This window comes from Coleofasciculus chthonoplastes PCC 7420 (genome assembly GCF_000155555.1).
Taxonomy (GTDB): Bacteria; Cyanobacteriota; Cyanobacteriia; order Cyanobacteriales; family Coleofasciculaceae; genus Coleofasciculus; species Coleofasciculus chthonoplastes_A.
In genome coordinates this window covers 221,625-242,863 of record NZ_DS989853.1, presented here as the reverse complement: position 1 = coordinate 242,863, position 21,239 = coordinate 221,625, and the positions used below count along the sequence as shown (strand labels likewise).

The following is a 21,239-nucleotide window of genomic DNA, read 5'->3' as shown; positions in this document are numbered from 1 at the left end:
AAACTTAGTACAAACCTCAAAACCGTTCCACATCCTTAAACTGGACTGACTTTTGGGCATTCGCGGCTTCCCCACAGGTGCGAGGGGTGGGAAATACTTTTCCGGGATTCGCCAAGCCTTTGGGATTAAACACCTGATTAATCCATTTCATAGTCTCCAAATCCGCCTCGCTGAACATATCGGGCATAAAACAGTTCTTATCTGCACCAATCCCATGTTCCCCCGAAATACTCCCGCCTGCATTCACACAAAGTCGTAGGATTTCTCCCCCTAATTCTTCTACCTGCTCAAATGCACCGGGAATTGATTCATCGTACAGAATCAAAGGATGTAAATTGCCATCGCCAGCATGAAAGACATTGGCAATCCGATAGCCATACTTTTCACTTAAGGCTTCAACGTCTTTAAGTACCTGCGCTAACTGTGTCCGAGGAATTACCCCATCTTGGACAAAATAATCGGGACTCAGATGTCCCGCCGCCGCAAATGCAGCTTTGCGTCCTTTCCATAGTTTTAACCGCGTTTCGGGGTCACTGGCGGTGGTAATCGTCCGCGCCCCATTCTGTTGACAGAGTTGAGTCACACGCTTTTTGTTGGTGCTGACTTCTACCTCTAACCCATCCAATTCCACTAACAAAATGGCGCCCGCATCTCTGGGATAACACCCTGTCGCCACCACATCTTCTACCGCGTTGATGCTGAGATTATCCATCATTTCCATTCCGGCTGGAATAATCCCTGCACCAATAATATCGGCAACGGCAGCACCTGCGGCTTCTATACTGGTAAAATCAGCCAGAACCACACAGATGGATTCTGGGGTTTTGAGAATTTTCAGGGTAATTTCTGTGGCAATTCCTAATGTGCCTTCTGAACCCACAAATAACCCGGTTAAATCATATCCCGGCATTTCCGGAATGGTGCCACCGACATCGACAATTGACCCATCGGGAACTACCAGTTTTAACCCCAAAACATGGTTTGTGGTCACACCATATTTGAGACAATGAACCCCGCCAGAGTTTTCAGCCACATTACCGCCAATGGAACATATAATCTGACTGGAGGGGTCTGGGGCATAATAGAATCCGGCACCACTGACGGCTTGGGTAACCCAGTTGTTAATGACTCCAGGTTGAACCACAATGCGTTGATTGTCTAGGTCAACATCCAGGATACGCTTCATCAAGGCGGTGACGATTAAGACACAATCTTCTACGGGTAAAGCACCGCCCGATAAGCCTGTGCCTGCACCTCGCGCCACCCAAGGGATATTATAGCGATCGCAAAGCTTAACAGCAGCCGCAACTTGTTCAGTCGTGCGGGGGAGTACCACCAAGGCGGGGCGTTGGCGATAACTGGGTAATCCATCACATTCGTAGGTGAGTAATTCCTCCTTGCGGCGAACCACACCCTTTTTACCAATAACGGCTTCAAATTCCTTGATAATGGGTTTCCAGTTCCGTTTGGACTTGGCTTGGGTCAACATAGGTCGATTTCACGAGTACCGCTACGGGGAAGTTAAACATTAAACGTTAGACGGTAGGGGCGAGTGTTGCCATTCAGTTTACCTGCAACCGATAACCCATCAACAAAACCTGCCCTTCGTCCTTCATCAAAAAAAGGTTGATAAAATACTATTTTCAGGGAATTAAGGCTTTTATTTCAACCATGCATATCTTACCTCATTAGTCAACCCTTGTTGTAACCCTTAACAAATCTCGCTTTATGCCGTTTTTGTCTCTAGCAAGGGTGATAGATAGGGGGTTTCAGATTCTTGACTACCGACAAAAAATGTACTTTACATCAGAGCTGGGGATTGAAAACCAAGCTCATTGGACTCTTGACGTCACTTTGGCTGAAGATGCTTCCCGTATTCTTTCCATAGTCCTCGGAATGCAAGCTCTCTTGCGGCGCATAGCTCTAGGTCTTCCGTATTTAGCACACTAAGTCCGGAAGAACCCCATGAATTTACTTGTCTTGACTTTTAAATTTATCATTTTTTTAACCTAAATTAAACTGAAATTCATATTTACTTAGAATTTACAAATCTATAAGCCTTGCTGAATCTTCTGTAAAATCATTCAATCTCTATAGACAAGACAATCACGGATTCAGTAAAGTAGAGAACTATAAGGGGTTACTACTTATTACGTTTTTAAGTCAGAGTACCCTAAGTTTTCTAAACCTATTCCCCCTCTATTGAACATGAAACAACTACCTTTACGTCTCCTAAGCTCCAGCTTACTCGCTACCAGCATTACCCTCATGTCTGGCTTTGTTGCAGCCAACGCGGTACAAGCCTCAGCTATTTCCTTTGATAACACCAGCACATCAACAAATACACTTACCCATGACGCTTCCGCTCAAGTAAATGAGGCAAATAGAAGATTCCCCATTAGCACTATGCCTCATATTCCTGAGCATAATCCTCATCATGATAATGGTTCTACGTCCCAACCCACTATGCTAATAAGTTTTGCCTTAATGATTGGTTCTATCGCTGCCACAGCCGCACGTTATCGGCAGTCTTGCTAAATATTGCCATGTTCGTCGGCTAAAGCGTCGGTCAAGTATTCCTAGAAACCGGGTTTCTCGTGAGGATGACAACTCCATATCAACTTTTCACCCCCAAAAACCCGGTTTCTTGACCGATGTCCCTATTTAATTGTTAATCGGCTGGTTGATGGGGTTAGAAGTTTAGATATACTTCCAACCCCTTTTTTTTGGGATCGTTAGGTAAGCGCGATCGCATTCTACACCCCAAAACACGCGATGCAAGGGAGCGCACTCCTCAAGCTGATCGCATACCGTCCCTACTCCAAAACACGCGATGCAAGGGAGCGCACTCCTCAAGCTGATCGCACTCCCTCTCTCAGTCTTACTCTATTCCTATTGCTGCCTAGTCTTGAGATACCGGATGAACTGATATCGCCTCAATCGATATCGTCGGGTAAGTCGTCGATTGACATTCCCCCTGGTTCTAGCTATCCCTAACAATATCTTCACAGGTTTCGACCGCGAAGACTCCTTCGGTGCTTTGTGCGTTACTGGTTCAACTTCAGGGAGCAAATCTGCAACGCCGAATATCTGACCGATTGGTGATGTTTTGAGAAAAGCTTGCCGTTGAGCATGATTCATGACAACTTTTGTCCCCGCCTGGACTTGATCACGACTCAAGGAGGGTTGGGATTCCCCATTCCCGTTCATGTCTTTGACAGAAGGTGGCTGCTGCTGTTCGTAAAAATCTGAAGGCATATCCATCTTCACCGGGCGCGATTGTTACAGCGTCCAGATACTCCATTTGAATCACATCTCTATAATAGGCTACTGCACTAGCTAAAGAGACCAACCCAATTAACGGATCATTGGCTGATCCTGAACAATATTGCAGCCCAACTTTGGTAGAGTACCAAATTAACCATTTGCCAATAGGTACAAGCAGTCGATCCGTTCTTTCTCCTCGGCTGGTTGGATTTGCCTCTAGTTGTTCTATTTCTAAGAATCTCGGTGTGCCAGGATAAGGATAGAGACCATATCGAACTAAACCCCAAACCTGACCTGAATAAACAAGTTTGACAATGTTTTGACAATCAAAGTCAGTGCGTTGCCACAAACTCGACCAGTTGAATGTCCAATCATTTTGCATCTCCTCTTCTGTAGCGGGAGAAAGCACCGCCAATTGCTCACCAGCAGATTGAAGTTGGACTTTTACTTGATAGGAACCAATAGTAGTCAATTGAATTTTTAGCGCACCTAGATTAGGGTTAGACTCCTGTGATTATAAAGCAACGGTAACATGGGAAAGCTTTTTGGAGCGATCGCATTCTCCACCCCAAAACACGCGATCGCACTCCCTCTCTCAGCCTAACTCTATTCCTGTTGCTGCCTAGTCTTGAGACACCGGATGAACTGATACCGTCTCAATCAATATCGTCGGGTAAGTCATCAATTGACATTCCCGCCTGTTCCAGAAGTTCTTTTAAACGTTTGATTTGCCCTAAAGTCAGCCTCAGCTTGTGTTCCCCTCTTTCGTGACGTCCAATGGTTCGGGTTGTTGTCCCCAGTTCACGCGCAAATTCTTCCTGAGTCATATTCAGGCGTTCACGAACTTGTCTAAGAGTTGGCAAGTGAGGGTTGCTATTCCAATCTGTATCGTCTACCATTTTAATCAGCAAAGGACAACTTGTCCTAATTGGACAACAAACAAAAAGCATGGGGAAACATTTGGGGAAGTCCCCATACTTCCTGTTTCCCTGTCTGTCTATGGGTAGTTTCTCACACGACGCCAGATTAGGAGGTGATGGGAAAGACGACGAGTTCTAATTCAAGGCTTTAGCACCGGATGCGTATTTTCCACAAAGAACGGGCGATCGCATATTTACGTTTATGCCCAATCGCCCTTGACTAAAAAACACTAACTCAAATCATAACAATGAAACACACTCAATGGCTTCGCCTGCAAGCTGAAGGCGACAGGATTGTTGCGTCTTTTCGTGCAGATGGGTTCAACTGTCGTAAACAGCCACGCCGCTTGTCTTGGCAGATTAGTTCTAGCCGATAATTTGATGGGCGTATTGCTATACGCCCCTACAGTTATGTGGTTTTGTCATGTGGGAAGGATTGGCGCGATCGCACTAGATTCTGATTTGACTTTGAATCTCAAGTAAATTTTGAACTTCGGTGTAGACTGGAGCTTGTTGGGTAGTGTCTTCTAGACGCACAACTACTGCGTAGGGAACTTGGTCAGGATTTTGACGCCCCCACTTCTCATAGGCGGCGACAGCCAGTGTATAGAAATTATCACTATATTCTTGTTTATGAATGTTCCACTCGTAAACAGCGTGTTGTACTGTTCCTCTAGAGCGAAGATTTACTCCTGGATCAAATTTTAACTCTTTAGGTAGATCAATCGTATCACCATTCTCATCATCTTCTACAGACATAGCCGAAATAATCTCTTCACGGTCAACGTTCCCTCGAAATACACGCCACTTTAATGTCGTACCCAAGTATCTTTCTAGTCCCCAACGCTGAACTTGAGGAGCATGAACCACGGTTACAGTTAAACGCTTAATTCCTCGTCCTGTATCAGATAAACATACAGGAACTGGTATATCAAAGTAAGCAACCGTATTGGGAATTATATCGCCTTGAAAAAACAGAATAGCTGTGTAAGAATCACATTCAGTCGCTCGAAAATAATCCGGTTGACCATAACCACTAATATTTAGCCAATATTTAGAGTCTACCTTATGCATATCTGATCGAAATTGATCAAAATTACCATTAGCGGTGGGATAAGATGCAGAATTTATAGTAAAAGCTTTAAGAAGTGGTGCAGAAATATGGGGTAAATCAAAGGATTGAAGATCACCCAGTATTCTTGCCATCTTATGCGCGACACGGGGAGCCGCAAAGCTTGTCCCCGAATCATGAGTAATTGCTGGAGTAATTTGATAATTTGCCATCACTACATTAGTTCCTAAATTTGTCCGAACTGCACCACTTTCATCAACAAGATAGTTTCCGCCAAGTTCAACCAGTTCAGGTTTAATCTCTCCGGAAATTCCAGGACCACAACGAGTAAAAGGGGAAGGTTGTGTTTGTTCAGCAATAGCCATTTCTGAGCCGACTCTACCTGTAATTAATGTATCAGGAACAATGGAACCAACCGTCAGTGCCAGTGCAGCCTGACTGGGATCAATAATTCGGGCTTCTTCATCAATAAAGTATTGGGGGTAAAGCTTTCCGTTATTAATATAGTCACGGACATCCTGAGGAGAGATATTCCCGGCACTAATAATAAAAACAATATCCTTTTCCCTGGAAAGCCTATCAATAGTACGAGCAATCCAGGAACGACGTGGAACCGTGCGTTTAGCTTCGGCATTCCACTTTCGATTAATAATGCCTACTGATAGATTAAATATCCGAACTCCCAGTGGAACAAATGTCTCTACAACTTCAGCGAGTACCCGAGAAAAAAGCCGAGGCTCTTCATCTTCCAACTGATTATTTTCATCTAGAACTCTAGCACTCGCAATCCATACTTTTCCTTCATTCTCAGCATCTCGATATCCATTAAGGGCATAATAGGATGCTAAAGAAGCAACACCAGAACCATGACCATGTTCATCATAGGGATTATCAGGTGCAGATCTTAGGAATGAATGCAAAAGATTCTCACGTACTACAGGCTGTAGAAATGGATTCCCTACCGTAACACCTGAATCAACAATGCAGACAATGGGGGCTTCCTCTGGAGGACTAATAAATCGCCCTAGCGTCTGAATGTCAAAATTTTGATAAATTGTATAAAAAGTTTCAAACTCTGGACGAGCATCAAACCAAAAAATTTTAGTTCGCCATTCTTTCTCTTCAACAAGACGTTGAAATATTTTTCCCGTACAACGAACAACAGCACGACAAGTTCCTTTGATCTCCTCATGCTCAAAAATGTTTCCATAAATTCCATTAGCAAATACTTTTTGTAAAGAAGAGCGAATCTCTACAAGTTCTTGCCTTTGCTGATTTTTGCCCTGCTGCAAAGACATCATCTCTATTTCACAGATAATCCATTCCTGTTGAATCAGAGTTTCATACTGCTCAAAAAAAAGCTGACAAAGACGATCTTTGGGATCTCCTTCCTGAATATTATTCAAATACGCTAAAGTTTCATTAGGAGCATGACCCTTTTTTAGAGCGCCTGAACCAAACTCATCAAGTTTAATTTCTAGTTGCTCCAGATTATCTGTACGAAGAACTGCCAACGTAAATTTTTCCGTTGACTCAGCAACAGGTTTTAAGCCTGTCCCAGAAAGAGAAATGGGTATGTCATGTTCAACTTTAATCAGCGTTGACTTTCTTTCTTTGTCAGACATCTGTTTAAGTTGACGAGACAGATTTTTTACTTTTGGAATAAGACGACTGGCAATTTCCTGGCGACGAGCTAATATCTCTGGTGGTAGCTCAGGACGACGAGGTTTATCTTTACGACGAGCAGCAATTTCTGGTTGAGTTAAAGATAAGAGTGGAAAATCATTATTCATTGAGTTACTTCTTCTCCTTTAGCTCTAGCCGCATTAGTCACTTTTTTATAATCTCGAAGTTGATCGGTAATGTCTCTAGTTTGGAGGCTTTCTCTACCTTCTAAAATCATAGTTTTAATCGCTTCTACTGTGATGCGCTGAATATCAGCGTATGAAAGTGAGTTCATATTTTTGGCTATGTATTCAGGTGAGCCATCAAAATGGATTCCGCCCAAAAGCGTTTTCAGATAAACTTCTCTTTCACCTTTACCGGGCAAAGGAAATTGGATAATATCATCGAATCGCCTCCATAATGCTGGATCAAGTAAATACTGATGATTACTGGCAGCAATCACCAAGCTTTGACTTGAGTGAAAGTTGTCCATTATCTGCAGAAGACTATTGACAACCCTCTTGAGTTCACCTACATCATTGGGATCATCACGATTTTTGCCAACAGCATCAATTTCATCGAGTAAAAGTACTATCGGTGTGTTGTTGGCAAGATTGAATACACGATGAAGATGAGACGCTGTGTCTCCCAGAAAACTAGATATAACAGTACTAAGTTGCAAGATCCCTACAGGCAGACCCAGTTCATAAGCTAAATACTTTGCGGTGAAAGTCTTTCCACAACCAGGAGGTCCCCAGAAAAGTAGCTTGGTTTTGGGAGAATAACCATATTTAGCGAGTTCTTTACATTTACGATGTTCATTGAGAACACGATCTATTTTAGCTTGAGTTTCCCTGCCCAATATAATTTTGGTCTGATCGACTGAACTTTCTTCTAGTGTAACTAATTCATTCCCACTACGACGGTCTTTAGGCAGTAAGGTTAACCCATTATTAGAACTTTTTTTCAAGTTACGATTTTGTCCTAATGCTTTCTTCAAATCTTTTGCTACAGCATGATGGTTTGCAGCCAGTTCTTCCGCGATAAGCGATTCGGCTGCTTTGTAAAAAGCCGCATCATTTTGCTCGCGGAATGCTTGGAACAGCCTTTTCAGTTGCTCGCTAGCTACTATCATAATATTTCATACAATTATTGTTGTAGTTATCTAGGACTATTTTAATACAAAAATAGATTGAAGTCCATAGATCACTTAAAAAAATTAACCGTAATTTTCCTCCTAAGCTGGTTGCACTAAATTTTGCGAATTCAATTACATCAAACTATAAAGCTGTCAATAGTTATGCCGAATAAAATTAGAATTTTAGTCAATTATTTTTTTCTTTGTTTTTTTATTATCGAGGCTTTTATTGTTTATTTGTTAGTAGTTTATCATGACTACTCTAGGAGACTTGAATAGACTTTGCGGGAGACGCGATACCTTGGGATGGCTATCCGCTTTACCCACCCAATCCCCTCTTCCCGCCTAACCCGGACAGCCAATACTCTAAACTGAGAGATCGATCATTTAAAAAAGGGAACCTCACGATGCGACTCTCTCAAATGCTACTCGTCACCCTCCGGGAAGACCCAGCCGAAGCCGAAATCCCCAGCGCTTTCTGGCAAAGTGGATGCCTGATGCACAGTTCGAGGTAGTTTTCGATGCGGATGCGATGACTTCTACCGCTAAAGAGTGACATTGTATCCCATTTTGTAGGGGCGCCTCGTCTTGCGCCCTCTAAGGTTGCGGTTCTAAACGATAGGTTTAAGGGCGTATGCCATACGCCCCTACAGTCATGTTGTTGGTAATGTGGGAAGGATTGAGGCGCGATCGCACTCCCTCTCTCAGCCTAACTCTATCCCGGTTTCTGCCTAGTCTTGAGACACCGGATGAACTGATACCGCCTCAATCGATATCGTCGGGTAAGTCGTTGATTGAGAGTCCCCCCTTCTCCAATAAAGCTTGTAGCCGCTTTATTTGGGAAAAAGTGAACTTAATGCGCTGATGTTGACCCCGTTCATAGCGACTGATCGTACTAGCCGTTATCCCTAGTGCTTGTCCTAGTTCCTCTTGTGTTAACCCTAAGTATTCACGAAGTTCTTTGAGAGTTGTCAATTTAGGGTTGCTATTTGAGTTTGGATGTTCTACCATCTTATTAACTGACTATGCGAAACGCACAGTTAAGACCAAAGGCTGACGGGGAAACGCATAAGGGAAGTCCCTACACTTCCTGTTTCCCTGCCTATCTATCGGTAGTTTCTCACACGACGCCCGATTAGGAGGTGATGCAAAAGAGGATGAGTTCCAATTCAAGGCTTTAACACCGGATGCGTATTTTCCAAAAATAACGGGCGATCGCATATTGTTTATGCCCAATCGCCCTTGACTAAAAAACACTAACTCAAATCATAACAATGAAACACACTCAATGGCTTCGCCTCCAAGCTGAAGGCGACAGGATCGTTGCGTCTTTTCGTGCAGATGGGTTCAACTGTAGCAAACAGCCACGCCGCCTGTCTTGGCGCATTAGCAAAGATTCGATGACTTATCGGTTAACTTGGCTACCCACGCCAATCAGCGAATGGAGTCTCTTACCCAATGATGGAACGCCACAGCGAGAGCGACTTTTAGCGATAATTCATTCTATCTTGGAGCATCGGGGATGTGGGCGCACAGCCGAACCCTCCCCAGAGTCTAACCATAGCTTTTGGCATCAACAGCATTATCCTTGGACACTGGTGAGGCTTTTGCCCAATGCTCAACATTATACGGTTGGTCGGTTCTACAGTCGCACTGAAGCCCAAAATCATCAGCGCTTTTTGGGAAAGTGGATGCCTGATGCACAGTTTGAAGTGGTTTTTGATGCGGATGCGGTGACTTCTACTGCTCAAGAGTGACATTGTATCCAATTTGGGTAGGGGCGCAAGGACTTGCGCCCTCTAAGGTTGCGGTTGTACCCGATAGGTTTAAGGGCGTATTGCTATACGCCCCTACAGTTATGTGGTTTTGTCATCTGGGAAGGATTGAGGCGCGTACACGCGCCCCATAATGTCCTAACAAATACTCTATATTAGAAGGCATCCAGAGAACCTTGTCCGGATGCCAGTTATTTCAATAGTTTCGACAAGACCGAGTTAGCTTTTCTTGTGCTTTCTGGAATACTCTCGCTTGAGTAAAGCTCCAAAGCCTAGTGCTGTAGCTGAACCAAGGATAGTGAGAGGTTCGGGAACAGATTGTGCAGGAGGAGTAGTAGTAGTTGTGACCGTTAAAGAATTTACAACAGTTACTATTGAACCAGACTCACCTGACTGGGATTGTCCCAAATTTGAATTAATATTTCCGGGTGGAACAAATTCGATGCTCCCTACTTTCAGTTGATAGGCGGAAGGAGAAGAAGGAAGCGGTAATCCAACATTAATAGGTAGTGGCGCAGATTGCTGGAAGCCTAATAAAATATCAGTTTGCGTATCTCCTTGTGTTGCAAATATGAACCCACCACCACAACAAGGAATTCCCTCCAAGTCTAATATGGAAGCGGAGTCAGGCGTAAAGGTTCCACCAACAGAAGGAGTAATAATATCAGAACCCGGCGGAACTAAACTCTCAAATCCTACACCCCCACCTTGAAATTTAAAGTCCGAGATTGCACCTGGAAAGATTAATCTAGATCCTTCCTCAACGCCAATAACATCTGTGTTCAAGGTAAACGAAAAGTTGCCACTTGTGGATGTGGTTCCTTCAAAGTAAAGCTGTTCGGCATAGGCTGGCAAAGTTTCTATACCTAGCAGGCAATATGCCATTCCAGAGACAATTGCAAATTTTATACCATTCATCTTAAGAATCCTACTGGTTAACGCGATTTTAACAAGCCCGTCCTAACTGAGCGGGCTAGGATATGGTAGTTGTGCAGGGACTTACCAGCTAAGGTGAGTTTCTGAAGTGTACGAAGTTATTCTAACGCTCAATCGCACCCCACTCCATCCCTCCTTCCCAAATAACCCGGACAGCCAATACTCTAAACTGAGAGATTGATCATCTAAACAAGGGAACCTCACGATGCGACTCTCTCAAATGCTACTCGTCACCCTCCGGGAAGACCCAGCCGAAGCCGAAATCCCCAGCCATAAACTCCTGGTTCGCGCCGGCTATATCCGTCGCATCGGTAGCGGAATCTACGCTTATCTCCCCCTGATGTGGCGCGTCTTGCAAAAAGTCTCCCAAATTGTTCGGGAAGAAATGAACGCCACTGGCGCCCAAGAATGCTTACTTCCCCAACTCCAACCCTCTGACCTGTGGCGAGAATCTGGGCGCTGGGACACCTATACTAAAGCAGAGGGGATCATGTTCGCCCTCAGCGATCGCCAAAACCGAGAACTCGGACTCGGACCAACTCACGAGGAGGTGATTACCACCATCGCCCGTGAGATGATCCGTTCCTATCGCCAACTCCCCCTCCACCTCTACCAAATTCAAACCAAGTTTAGAGATGAAATCCGCCCTCGGTTTGGACTAATGCGGGGACGAGAATTCATTATGAAAGACGGCTACTCCTTCCACGTCAATGAAGACAGCCTAAAAAAAACCTATCAGGACATGGATCAAGCCTACCGCAACATGATCAGCCGTTGCGGTTTAGCCTTTCGCGCCGTGGAAGCAGATTCTGGCGCGATTGGCGGTTCCGGTTCCCAAGAATTTATGGTTCTGGCGGATATTGGCGAAGATGAGATTCTCTACACTGAGGATGGGAACTATTCTGCCAACGTGGAAAAAGCCAGTTCCCTCCCGGCTGATCCTCAACCGTCTCCCTTTGAGACTTACGAAAAACGGGAAACCCCCAACACACCCACCATCGACTCCCTGTGTAAATTCCTCAACTGTTCGCCAACCAATGTCTTGAAAAATGTCCTCTATCAAGCCGTTTATGACAATGGGATGACAGTACTGGTAATCGTCAGTATCCGAGGCGATCAAGAGGTTAACGAGGTAAAATTGCAAAATGAATTAGTCCGTTTAGCCGATCAATATAACGCCAACGCCCTCCTCGCCCTAACGGTTCCCGACGCCACCACCCAGGCAAAATGGGCATCTAAACCCCTCCCTGTCGGCTATATCGCCCCAGATTTAGATGATGATTATATCCGTCCTGCTAGCGATGTCGCACCGCGATTTGTACGCTTAGTTGATAATACAGGGGTTGACTTGAAAAATTTTGTCACTGGGGCGAATGAAACCAACTATCACATTGTTGGTGCGAACTGGGGTGAACCCTTTCCCTTACCTAAACAGGTGGTAGATTTGCGGACAGCCAAAGCAGGCGATCGCGCGATTCATGATCCCAGCCAAATTCTACACAGCGCTAGGGGAATTGAAGCCGGACATATCTTTCAGTTAGGCACAAAATATTCTAAAGCCATGGGTGCGACGTACACCAACGAAGCGGGGGAAGAAAATCCCTTGTATATGGGATGTTATGGTGTAGGCGTATCGCGACTGGCGCAAGCCGCTGTAGAACAATCCTATGATAAAGATGGCATTATTTGGGCACCCGCGATCGCACCCTACCACGCGATTATTACTGTTCCCAATATCTCCGACACCAAACAGATGGAAGCCGCCGAGACACTTTACCAGCAGTTATGGCAAGCTGGTGTAGAAACTTTACTTGATGACCGGAATGAACGGGCGGGTGTGAAGTTCAAAGACGCCGATCTGATTGGCATTCCCTATCGTATCGTCACCGGGCGATCGCTGAAACAGGGTAAAGTGGAAGTTGCAGTGCGGGCAACGCACCAGTCTCAAGAATTGCCCCTGGATCAGGTGGTTTCTACGCTTAAACAATGGCTTGATGCGGCATTAACGTAACCTCCACAATTAATACTGAAATGAATAAGGCAGCACTGACTCGATTCATCATAGTGGCACTTTATATTTCTGCCTTTATGGGTGTGATGTTGGGTCTAGTCGGTGGATTTCAGACAGGGATTGCCTGTACTGCCCTTGTTTTTTTCTCTATCCTTTCCTATAAGTATCCTCGCATCGGATTATGGGGACTGCTGATCTATCTTCCTTTCAGCGGGAGCATTATTTATTCGCTGGGTGATGTTTACCAATCCATGGGTGAGAGCATCACCTACTCCGGGAATCATCCCCTCTTTCATCTGATCAAAGATGCATTTTACATTCCCGCCTTAATTGCCCTGATTCAGTCGCGGGATTCGTTCTGGAAACTATTACCGCGATCGATTCTCAAACCTTTATTAATCGCGATCGCGGTTGTGCTAGGGGTGGCGTTAATTACGTTTCTGTTGATTAATGTCCCCCAGGAGTTTGATCTCCAGGTCAAAGGAAGCCCGTTTCTGATGGGAATTCTGGGATTAAAAGGGCTGGTGGGGTATATTCCCTTACTGTTTTGTGGGTATTATCTGATTCGCGATCGCACAGACTTATTTTTCCTAACTCGTTTACACATTATTCTAATCTTGATCTGCTGTAGCTTGGCGTTTCTGCAATACCTGTGGCTAGTTACTGGTTTATGTCCCAGTAGCAATAGTTTGACGGGAGAAGCTGTTTACAGAGCCAGTTTGCAGGCAAGATGTTTAGTCGGCGGTTCTCTGTTATACAATACTAAAGTTGGGTTAATTCGTTTACCCGGTACATTTGTCGCGCCCTGGCAATGGGGGTGGTTTCTGATTTCCAGCGCTTTTTTCACCTATGGGGCGAGTGTTAGTGATCCGTCTCGTCGTTGGCGACTCGTGGGATGGGTGGCGATGGTTGCAGTCTTGGCAGTAGCGGTCATTTCAGGTCAACGCATTGCCCTCGCGATCGTTCCGGCGACGTTTGTTCTGTTAGTATTACTCACGGATCGGCATAAGGGATGGCTACCGATTAAATTAGGAATTGGGGTGCTTTTAGCGATTTGGATTACTCGAACGTTGGGGAAGGTAGAAGAACGAGTGATTAGTTTTGTTGATCGCTGGGAGGCGTCTCCACCGCCTACGTTTATGCTGGATCAATTTAAGTGGGTATTGAGTAGACAAGAGGGATTATTAGGACATGGTTTAGGACGAGCGACTAATGCTGCCCGTCGCCTAGGAGAAACTCAACTGATTGAAACCTATTATGCCAAATTGTTTTACGAAATTGGTCCGATTGGGGTTTTGGCTTTTCTGGCGCTGGTGTCTTTGCTGACGTTTTTGACGTTTAAGGCATATCGGTCAGTTCAAGATGCGTCTTTACAACGGTTAGGGTTGTGTCTTTGGGTGTTTGTTTTATTTATTAGTTATAACACCTATTATTATCCTCTGGCTGTCGATCCCGTGGAGGTTTATTATTGGTTTTTTGCAGGGGTTTTGCTCAAGTTACCGCGACTTGATGATCTGGTAGGTTCTGAAAGACTATGTTCTGATCACAAAGATGCTTAGCCTAGAACCTAGGGTAGGGCGCACGTCAGTTATTGGTGTTAACTTAAGATGAGAAGCGGGGGAAGCTGGGGGAGCTGGGGGAGCAGAGGGAGCTGGGGTAGCAATGGTACATTTTCCCTGATAGTGGTGTAAGGATATGAAAGGGTTTGACCTTTTTTCCTTGAAGAAGAGCAACTATCAATACCACTCAAAGCCTTAGCCTTGATAGTTAATGGTTTCGGCTTTATGCAGCAAACCCTAAGCTAGTCCGCGCAGGCGGACTTTGTTTGTGTAGCTGCGACTTCGAGTCGCCAGGGCTTCTAGTCTTATTACCGAGGTTTTAAAACTTGCCAAAGGATAAAAATAGTAAAGCCGATATAGCCAAACACGACGAGCCAATCCTGCCAATTATTAGAATTTGTGAAAACATTATTACCCATTTTGATTTTAGATTTGAGTTTGAGGTTAGGCGACAGGGCGACCCGAGTTTATTGAGTGGATTGGGGGTGTTCATTGATATTAGCGGGTCGCCCCTACAACTGTTTATTTATGTTGGTAAGCTGTTCGGCATTTAAACCTTAATATCAATAATGGCGTAATCCTTGTAGTGCGAGCATCTTGCTCGCTACCCATTCCCAATTTAAATGCATGACAGCTTACCCAATTTAAATGCATGACAGCTTAGTTAGCCTCTACAAATTATTACTTTTTTTAACGCGAACTATTTTGATATCAAAGAATGCCTGGGAGATTCTAGAAGAAACTACAAATAAACTCTCCAGCGCCGTCCGGTTCAAATGAAACCACCAATCCATCCTGGCGAATCCGGGTGCGATCGCGACAATTATATATCTCTACAGGACGTTTTACCCCATCAATACTCACGGCGGCTCGATACCGCCAATAATACTTGGCGGAACGCTTGATACTCAGGATACAAATATTGTGATCCTTGATTGTGCGACACACCGACGCCTCAGCCGGAAATGCCACAGTCCACGATAATACCAATAATCCCAGTACAGCTATCCATTTTTCCATATTTGAATTATCTTAATTCTTCTATGCGATCGCGTCTGAATCGTTGGTACACCAACTGAATTCGACGGGATGACTAGATGCCAGTCAATCATTCACCCGATCACAGGGATAAGCCCCTGCTCCCAGACGTAGCATGCTACGTCTCTACACCCCAGCGCTTTGATAGATGGGGATTATCGCTTTGATTATCAGATTGTCTAATTGCTTTGTTTGAACTTTACCATCAAACCATTACACTATAGACTAATCTTAGAAAACTTCAAAAAAATTAACCGTTAAGTAAAAATACCTGTTTATCAGGGTCTCTTCACGACGCCATATAGCACTGAAGAGAAAATTTGTATACCCCCAAGAGGTCATGTCGATGACTCAGTTTTTCCTTGACTCTGCCTGGTTAATACCTTGCTATGCCCTATTAGGTGCAATTTTAGCCGTCCCTTGGTCTCCGGCAATTATAAATCGTACCGGACCGAGACCCGCAGGCTATATTAATATGTTGATGACCTTCATCGCTTTTTTGCATGGGTTGTTGGCATTACTCGCCATCTGGAATCAACCGGCTCAATCGGTGGTGATTCCCTGGCTACAGGTGGTTGATTTGGATTTATCCATTCCCGTAGAAATGTCGGCGGTTACGATTGGGGCGACGATGGTGATCACTGGGTTGAATTTCCTCGCCCAAATCCATGCTATTGGTTACCTAGAAACCGATTGGGGATGGGCGCGTTTCTATTCGTTGCTGGCATTGTTTGAAGCGGGAATGTGCGCCCTTGTTCTGTGTAATTCCTTGTTTTTCAGCTATATTATCCTGGAAATTCTCACGCTGGGAACCTATCTTTTGGTTGGATTTTGGTTTAATCAATCCTTGGTGGTAACCGGGGCGAGAGATGCATTTCTAACCAAACGGGTGGGCGATTTAGTCCTATTAATGGGGGTCATTGGTATCTATCCCCTATCCAAAACCTGGAATTTTTCGGAATTGGCAGACTGGGCAAGTACGGTTAATCTTGATCCGAAAGTCGCTGCATTGGTTGGTTTAGCATTACTGGCTGGTCCGATGGGTAAATGCGCTCAAGTTCCCCTGCATTTATGGTTAGATGAAGCCATGGAAGGACCGGTTCCTAGCACCATTTTACGGAATGCGGTGGTGGTCTGTACGGGGGCGTGGGTGTTGATTAAATTGCAACCTGTTATCGCCATATCTCCGGTTGCGGTATCCGCTGTCATTTTAATTGGTGCGGTAACCGCCGTGGGTGGTACGATGGTCGCGATCGCCCAAATTGATATTAAGCGTACTCTGTCCTATCTGGTCAGCGCTTATTTGGGATTGGTGTTTATTGCGGTGGGTACAGGACAAATCCAAACCGCCCTGTTGTTATTGTTGACCTACGCCGCCGCCATGGGGTTATTGGTGATGAGTACGGGGACGGTTATTTGGAACAGTATTACTCAGGATGTGACGCAATTGGGTGGGTTATGGGCGAAGCGCCCTGCTTGTGGCTTGTCTTACTTGGTGGGGGCGGCTGGATTGATTGCGGTTCCTCCTCTGGGCGGATTTTGGGCGTTTTTACAGTTGGGGGATTCTCTGTTTACCAGTCACCCGAAATTATTTGCCCTGGTGTTAGTGGTGAATGCGTTAGCGGCGTTTAGCCTCTTGCGTGTTTTCGGGTTAGTCTTCGGTGGACAAGCTAAACAAATGGCACAGCGATCGCCTGAAGCTCATTGGCCCATGGTCTTCCCTATGATACTGCTGATGGGGTTTACCTTGCACGTTCCTTTACTGTTAGCCACCTGGAATCTGTTACCAGAATGGGTAAGCGTGAATCCGACGGTGGCGGCTTCGCTGATGTTATCGAGTGCGATTGGTGGCGGTGCAGCCGTGTATCTGTATCTGAGTAGCCAGGTGGAAAAGCCGATTCGATTTGGTTCAAAGGACCTGCAAGACTTTTTTGCCTACGATTTATATACCCAAAAGTTATATCGGGGAACCGTAGTGTTTCTGGTGGATTTGATATCGAGAACCATTTCTTGGGTTGACCGCTATATCGTGGATGGTTTGGCTAATTTAGTCGCCTTTATGACGATGTTTAGTGGGCAAAGCTTGAAGTATAATGTTTCAGGTCAAACCCAGTTTTATGCGTTGACGATTTTGTTAGGAGTCGCATTGTTTGGCTTTCTATTAAGTTTGCCAATCCTATCGCGCCTCTCCCTAATTATTGGTTCGTAGTTGCGCTGTCTGCGCCCTACAAATCACAGGACTGACGACAAACGCTTAAGGATGGTAATCAGAATGAAGTGTCAACCAATTAGATAGAAGCAAGGAATGATAACGGTGTATACACCGATAAGACGTGTCATAGCGCGTCTTCAGTTTTGAGAGTTTCGGGGCGGGTGAAACTGGAATCATTTCTGGTTAGTTAGAGATTAATAAACTCGCCCTTATTAAGTGGAAGCATTTTGAGTTGGAATTTTTGACGGGCTTATGCTGAGTACGCTGATTGGGTTACCTGTTGTTGGTGCGATTATAGTTGGATTTCTGCCGGGAGAAGTGGCAAAAACTCGACTCCGGGCGATTGCTTTGGCGGTGGCGACGGCGATTGTTTTGGTGACGTTGTGGCTAGCCACGCAGTTTGATATCACCTATTCCGGTTGTCAGTTTCAAGAGGAGTTGACCTGGATTCCGCAATTGGGATTATCCTACAAGTTAGGGGCGGATGGTTTATCGTTTCCGTTGCTGGCGTTGGGGAGTTTGTTGAATTGGGTGGTTATTTTTAGTAGCCGCGTTGATGTGGAACGGCTGCGCCTTAAATATGCCCTGATTTTGTTGGTGAATGCAGGGGTTACTGGGGCGTTTCTGGCACAGAATTTGTTGCTGTTTGTCCTGTTCTATGAATTGGTGTTGATTCCCTTGTATTTGTTAATCGCCATTTGGGGGGGAAGCAAGCGGGAATATGCGGCGATGAAGTTTCTCATCTATACTGCGGTTTCCGGGATTCTGATTCTGGCGGCATTTTTGGGGATTACATGGCTGAGTAATTCCACTAGCTTTAATTATGAGGCGATTCAAACTCAAGGGTTATCGTTAACCACTCAGTTGGTTCTGCTAACCATTTTATTGGTAGGATTTGGGATTAAAATTCCCCTGGTTCCCTTACATACCTGGTTACCCGATGCTTATGTGGAAGCGTCACCTGTGGTGGCGATTCTGTTAGGGGGTGTGGTGGCGAAGATGGGAACTTATGGGTTGGTACGCTATGGGTTACAATTGTTTCCCGAAGCCTGGTCATTGGTAGCGCCGGGATTATCAATTGTTGGCGTGGTGAGTGTATTGTATGGTGCATTGAGTGCGATCGCCCAAAAAGATATTAAACGAATGGTGGCGTATAGTTCCATTGGTCACATGGGGTATATCGTTGTCGCCGCCGCTGCGTTAACGCCGTTGAGTCTTTTGGGGTGTGTGATTCAGATGGTGAGTCATGGGATGATTCTGGCGATTCTGTTTTATTTAGTTGGGGTGGTGGAAACTAAGGTGGGAACTCGCGAGTTGGATGTTTTGAATGGGTTAATGAATCCAACGCGGGGTTTACCCTTGGTGAGTGCGTTACTGATTTTAGGCGGAATGGCAAGTGCGGGGATTCCCGGTTTAGTCGGATTTGTGGCAGAGTTTCTGGTGTTTCAAGGAAGTTATGTGGTGTTTCCTTGGCAAACCATTTTATGTATTTTTGCGTCCGGGTTGACGGCGGTTTATTTTGTGATTCTGCTGAATCGCACTTGTTTTGGCAAACTGGATAATCGTAAGGCTTACTATCCGAAAGTTCTCTGGAATGAAAAGGCACCTGCGATTATTTTGGCGGTGATTATTTTCTTCCTGGGAATTCAACCAACTTGGTTGGTTCGGTGGACAGAAACGACGACGAATGCGATTGTTTCTGCGGTGCCGACTCAGGTTGATCAGAAGGTGGCGATGGCGGATTCGTCATTAGTTATTCGTCATTAGTAATTCGTCTTATGTAGTTCTTTGAGGTGAACAACGGGCGGGTTTTGTAGCCAAGCTAGGGACAGCAATTAATATTAATCCCTAAACCCGCCCCTACAGGATTAAACACCATTTCCTTGAACAACGTCTTATGTCGTTCTTTGAGGTGAACAATGGGCGGGTTTTGTAGCCAAGCTAGGGACAACAATTAATATTAATCCCTAAACCCGCCCCTACAGGATTAAACACCATTTCCTTGAACAACGTCTTATGTAGTTCTTTGAGGTGAACAACGGGCGGGTTTTGTAGCCAAGCTAGGGACAACAATTAATATTAATCCCTAAACCCGCCCCTACAGGATTAAAAATCATTTCCTTGAACAACGTGAAGGGTCAACACTAAAAACTTGATAACCATGGTACAAACTCCAACAAAACCAGCAACGAAATTACCCCCGTCTCAGCATGAATTGGCGGATATTGTTCACCGCTTGGAAGCTGGGGGGGCGATGGTTCCCGATACGCCAGAAAATTTGATGCAAATTATTGGCATCTGGAAGGCGTATGCGGTGCCAATGGATTTCTATTGGCGGGATTTGCTTTATATTGGCGAACGAGTCTTTTTGAATCCGTTTCCCTTCTTTAAATATTTCCTGCCCAAAGAATATTTAGACCTCCATAATCATTATGCGGGGGATGATGCCGATTTACGGATTTGGCGCGGTCAAGCAACGGCGCATCCGGAACTTGTGGAATTTATTGAGACAGGGGAAACCCAGAAAATGCCCAAGTTATTGCATCACTTGTGGCATGACCGGATTAATATGGAGTTTGCTGAAGCTTGTATGCGGGCAATGCTTTGGCATCGGAATATGTACGCCCCAGTGAATCAGTTTGATCCTTATCTGGATACCCAGGAGTATAAGGACAATGCGAATCGGGCAATTGAGGCGTACTTTAAGGGAAATCCTGTGATGCTGGGATGGCATAAGCTGTTCCCAGAAATGTTTATCGAACAATGTCGTCAGGCGTCCTATTATAGTCTTTTGGGGCTATTCTGGGAAGTGATGGCACCGGTGTTCTTTGAGGTGTCTGATCTCTACGATGAAGGAAAAATCACCTCTGTCCCCGAAGCGATGAACTTTTTGGTGAATGGGATATTCGCGATCGCGGGTCGTCCGATCTATCATCATGTGTATGTCAAAGGGGAATGCTATGAGGTGATTCCCAAGTCCAAGGGGTTTACCTGGCTGTATGAGGCGGCGCTTCCTTATGTAGAGGCGGTATTTTATCGCACGGCACCGTTTAGGGGTACGAAGTCCTATAATGCCCAAGCAGGGGAAGTACCGACTGATCAGAAAGACTTCCATTATGGGGTTCTTTATGCCGATAAATTCCCCGTGGGTTCGGCGGGAGTTCCACCCACCTTACTGATGCAGGATATGTTACATTTCTTACCGCCTTATCTGCGAGACTTCTATGAAAAGCGCTGTCGCCGTGAAAGTGATATCCTGAATCAGATTGGTGTTACCTTTCAGCGATCGATGTATTGTGTGACATCGGCGGTATTTCAGGCGTTGCGAACAGCACTGCTGTATCCCTTAGATGACCCGAATCCGAAGCATTTACAGGCAAATCGGGCATTTTTTGAAGCGCAATTAGACCGATTCTGTCGCCCGGAGTATGGAATCCGGGAGGCGGCGCGGTTAGGGTATATTCAGACTGCCGATTATCGGTAATTGACCTCTCCGAAAATCCCAATGCCTTTGTCTGACTGGCTTTTTTGATAATTCTTTTCCCAGAGTGAAAATAGAGCGATAGTTTACCGCTCTATTTTCACTTTCGGAAGGACAAAGGCTGAAACTCTTACAGTCAGAGAGTTTGACAATTTGGCCCTAAGA

At 45.1% G+C, this 21,239-nt stretch carries 18 protein-coding genes; 10 read left to right on the top strand and 8 right to left on the bottom strand.

Going from position 1 to position 21,239, the window contains the following annotated elements; genetic code table 11:
• Window positions 1–16 precede the first annotated feature (16 nt).
• The gene (gene glcD, locus MC7420_RS19130) at window positions 17–1,489 is read right to left on the bottom strand and encodes a glycolate oxidase subunit GlcD (RefSeq protein ID WP_006102120.1); all 1,473 of its coding nucleotides are present in this window, start codon (window positions 1,487–1,489) and stop codon (window positions 17–19) included.
• A 719-nt stretch (window positions 1,490–2,208) separates the two neighbouring features.
• Between glcD and MC7420_RS39990 the strand changes: the two genes are divergently transcribed.
• Both MC7420_RS39990 and MC7420_RS39985 read left to right on the top strand, forming a co-directional pair.
• Complete coding sequence (locus MC7420_RS39990) at window positions 2,209–2,538, top strand: hypothetical protein (RefSeq protein WP_157453227.1); 330 nt, start codon at window positions 2,209–2,211, stop codon at window positions 2,536–2,538.
• Between the two features lie 237 nt (window positions 2,539–2,775).
• Window positions 2,776–2,997, top strand: coding sequence for a hypothetical protein (locus MC7420_RS39985; RefSeq protein ID WP_157453226.1), 222 nt, complete (start codon window positions 2,776–2,778; stop codon window positions 2,995–2,997).
• A gap of 172 nt (window positions 2,998–3,169) precedes the next feature.
• On the opposite strand, the gene MC7420_RS19120 is transcribed toward MC7420_RS39985, so the two are convergent.
• The gene (locus MC7420_RS19120; protein ID WP_006102358.1) at window positions 3,170–3,739 is read right to left on the bottom strand and encodes a hypothetical protein; all 570 of its coding nucleotides are present in this window, start codon (window positions 3,737–3,739) and stop codon (window positions 3,170–3,172) included.
• A 184-nt stretch (window positions 3,740–3,923) separates the two neighbouring features.
• Window positions 3,924–4,166 (bottom strand): helix-turn-helix transcriptional regulator, encoded by a 243-nt coding sequence (locus tag MC7420_RS19115; protein ID WP_044208189.1) that lies wholly within the window; start codon window positions 4,164–4,166, stop codon window positions 3,924–3,926.
• Between the two features lie 269 nt (window positions 4,167–4,435).
• On the opposite strand from MC7420_RS19115, the gene MC7420_RS43410 reads away from it, so the two are divergent.
• On the top strand, window positions 4,436–4,564 hold the full coding sequence (locus tag MC7420_RS43410; RefSeq protein ID WP_269546315.1) for a hypothetical protein: 129 nt from the start codon (window positions 4,436–4,438) through the stop codon (window positions 4,562–4,564).
• Window positions 4,565–4,637: 73 nt separating this feature from the next.
• On the opposite strand, the gene MC7420_RS19110 is transcribed toward MC7420_RS43410, so the two are convergent.
• Together MC7420_RS19110 and MC7420_RS19105 are read right to left on the bottom strand one after the other, a co-directional pair.
• Complete coding sequence (locus MC7420_RS19110; RefSeq protein ID WP_006102124.1) at window positions 4,638–7,052, bottom strand: S8 family peptidase; 2,415 nt, start codon at window positions 7,050–7,052, stop codon at window positions 4,638–4,640.
• On the bottom strand, window positions 7,049–8,059 hold the full coding sequence (locus tag MC7420_RS19105; protein ID WP_006102169.1) for an AAA family ATPase: 1,011 nt from the start codon (window positions 8,057–8,059) through the stop codon (window positions 7,049–7,051). Before MC7420_RS19105 ends, MC7420_RS19110 begins: the two co-directional genes overlap by 4 nt.
• Window positions 8,060–8,696: 637 nt before the next feature.
• On the opposite strand from MC7420_RS19105, the gene MC7420_RS41630 reads away from it, so the two are divergent.
• Entirely contained in the window at window positions 8,697–8,927 is a 231-nt protein-coding gene (locus MC7420_RS41630; protein WP_198016499.1) for a hypothetical protein, read from the top strand.
• Here MC7420_RS41630 and MC7420_RS19100 read toward each other — a convergent pair.
• A complete protein-coding gene (locus MC7420_RS19100; protein ID WP_044208186.1) occupies window positions 8,828–9,073 on the bottom strand; it encodes a helix-turn-helix domain-containing protein in 246 nt (81 codons plus the stop codon). The two genes, MC7420_RS41630 and MC7420_RS19100, sit on opposite strands and share 100 nt — an antisense overlap.
• 263 nt (window positions 9,074–9,336) lie before the next feature.
• Here MC7420_RS19100 and MC7420_RS19095 point away from each other — a divergent pair, with 263 nt between their 5' ends.
• On the top strand, window positions 9,337–9,819 hold the full coding sequence (locus tag MC7420_RS19095) for a hypothetical protein (protein ID WP_044208183.1): 483 nt from the start codon (window positions 9,337–9,339) through the stop codon (window positions 9,817–9,819).
• Between the two features lie 237 nt (window positions 9,820–10,056).
• On the opposite strand, the gene MC7420_RS19090 is transcribed toward MC7420_RS19095, so the two are convergent.
• Entirely contained in the window at window positions 10,057–10,755 is a 699-nt protein-coding gene (locus tag MC7420_RS19090; RefSeq protein ID WP_006102353.1) for a PEP-CTERM sorting domain-containing protein, read from the bottom strand.
• A gap of 223 nt (window positions 10,756–10,978) precedes the next feature.
• On the opposite strand from MC7420_RS19090, the gene proS reads away from it, so the two are divergent.
• Both proS and MC7420_RS19080 read left to right on the top strand, forming a co-directional pair.
• Window positions 10,979–12,784 carry a proline--tRNA ligase gene (gene proS, locus MC7420_RS19085; protein ID WP_044208179.1) on the top strand — a complete coding sequence of 602 codons (1,806 nt, stop codon included), beginning with the start codon at window positions 10,979–10,981 and terminating at the stop codon, window positions 12,782–12,784.
• 20 nt (window positions 12,785–12,804) lie between these two features.
• Window positions 12,805–14,343: a hypothetical protein gene (locus MC7420_RS19080; RefSeq protein ID WP_006102180.1), complete on the top strand. Its 1,539-nt coding sequence runs from the start codon at window positions 12,805–12,807 to the stop codon at window positions 14,341–14,343.
• A gap of 732 nt (window positions 14,344–15,075) precedes the next feature.
• Here MC7420_RS19080 and MC7420_RS19070 read toward each other — a convergent pair.
• Window positions 15,076–15,363 (bottom strand): hypothetical protein, encoded by a 288-nt coding sequence (locus MC7420_RS19070; RefSeq protein WP_006102318.1) that lies wholly within the window; start codon window positions 15,361–15,363, stop codon window positions 15,076–15,078.
• Between the two features lie 364 nt (window positions 15,364–15,727).
• On the opposite strand from MC7420_RS19070, the gene MC7420_RS19065 reads away from it, so the two are divergent.
• The 3 genes from MC7420_RS19065 (at window position 15,728) to MC7420_RS19055 (ending at window position 21,077) form a co-directional block, all read left to right on the top strand.
• A complete protein-coding gene (locus tag MC7420_RS19065; protein ID WP_006102245.1) occupies window positions 15,728–17,590 on the top strand; it encodes an NAD(P)H-quinone oxidoreductase subunit F in 1,863 nt (620 codons plus the stop codon).
• A 255-nt stretch (window positions 17,591–17,845) separates the two neighbouring features.
• Window positions 17,846–19,360 (top strand): NADH-quinone oxidoreductase subunit M, encoded by a 1,515-nt coding sequence (locus MC7420_RS19060; protein ID WP_006102349.1) that lies wholly within the window; start codon window positions 17,846–17,848, stop codon window positions 19,358–19,360.
• Between the two features lie 394 nt (window positions 19,361–19,754).
• Complete coding sequence (locus MC7420_RS19055) at window positions 19,755–21,077, top strand: CO2 hydration protein (RefSeq protein ID WP_006102263.1); 1,323 nt, start codon at window positions 19,755–19,757, stop codon at window positions 21,075–21,077.
• Window positions 21,078–21,239 lie beyond the last annotated feature (162 nt).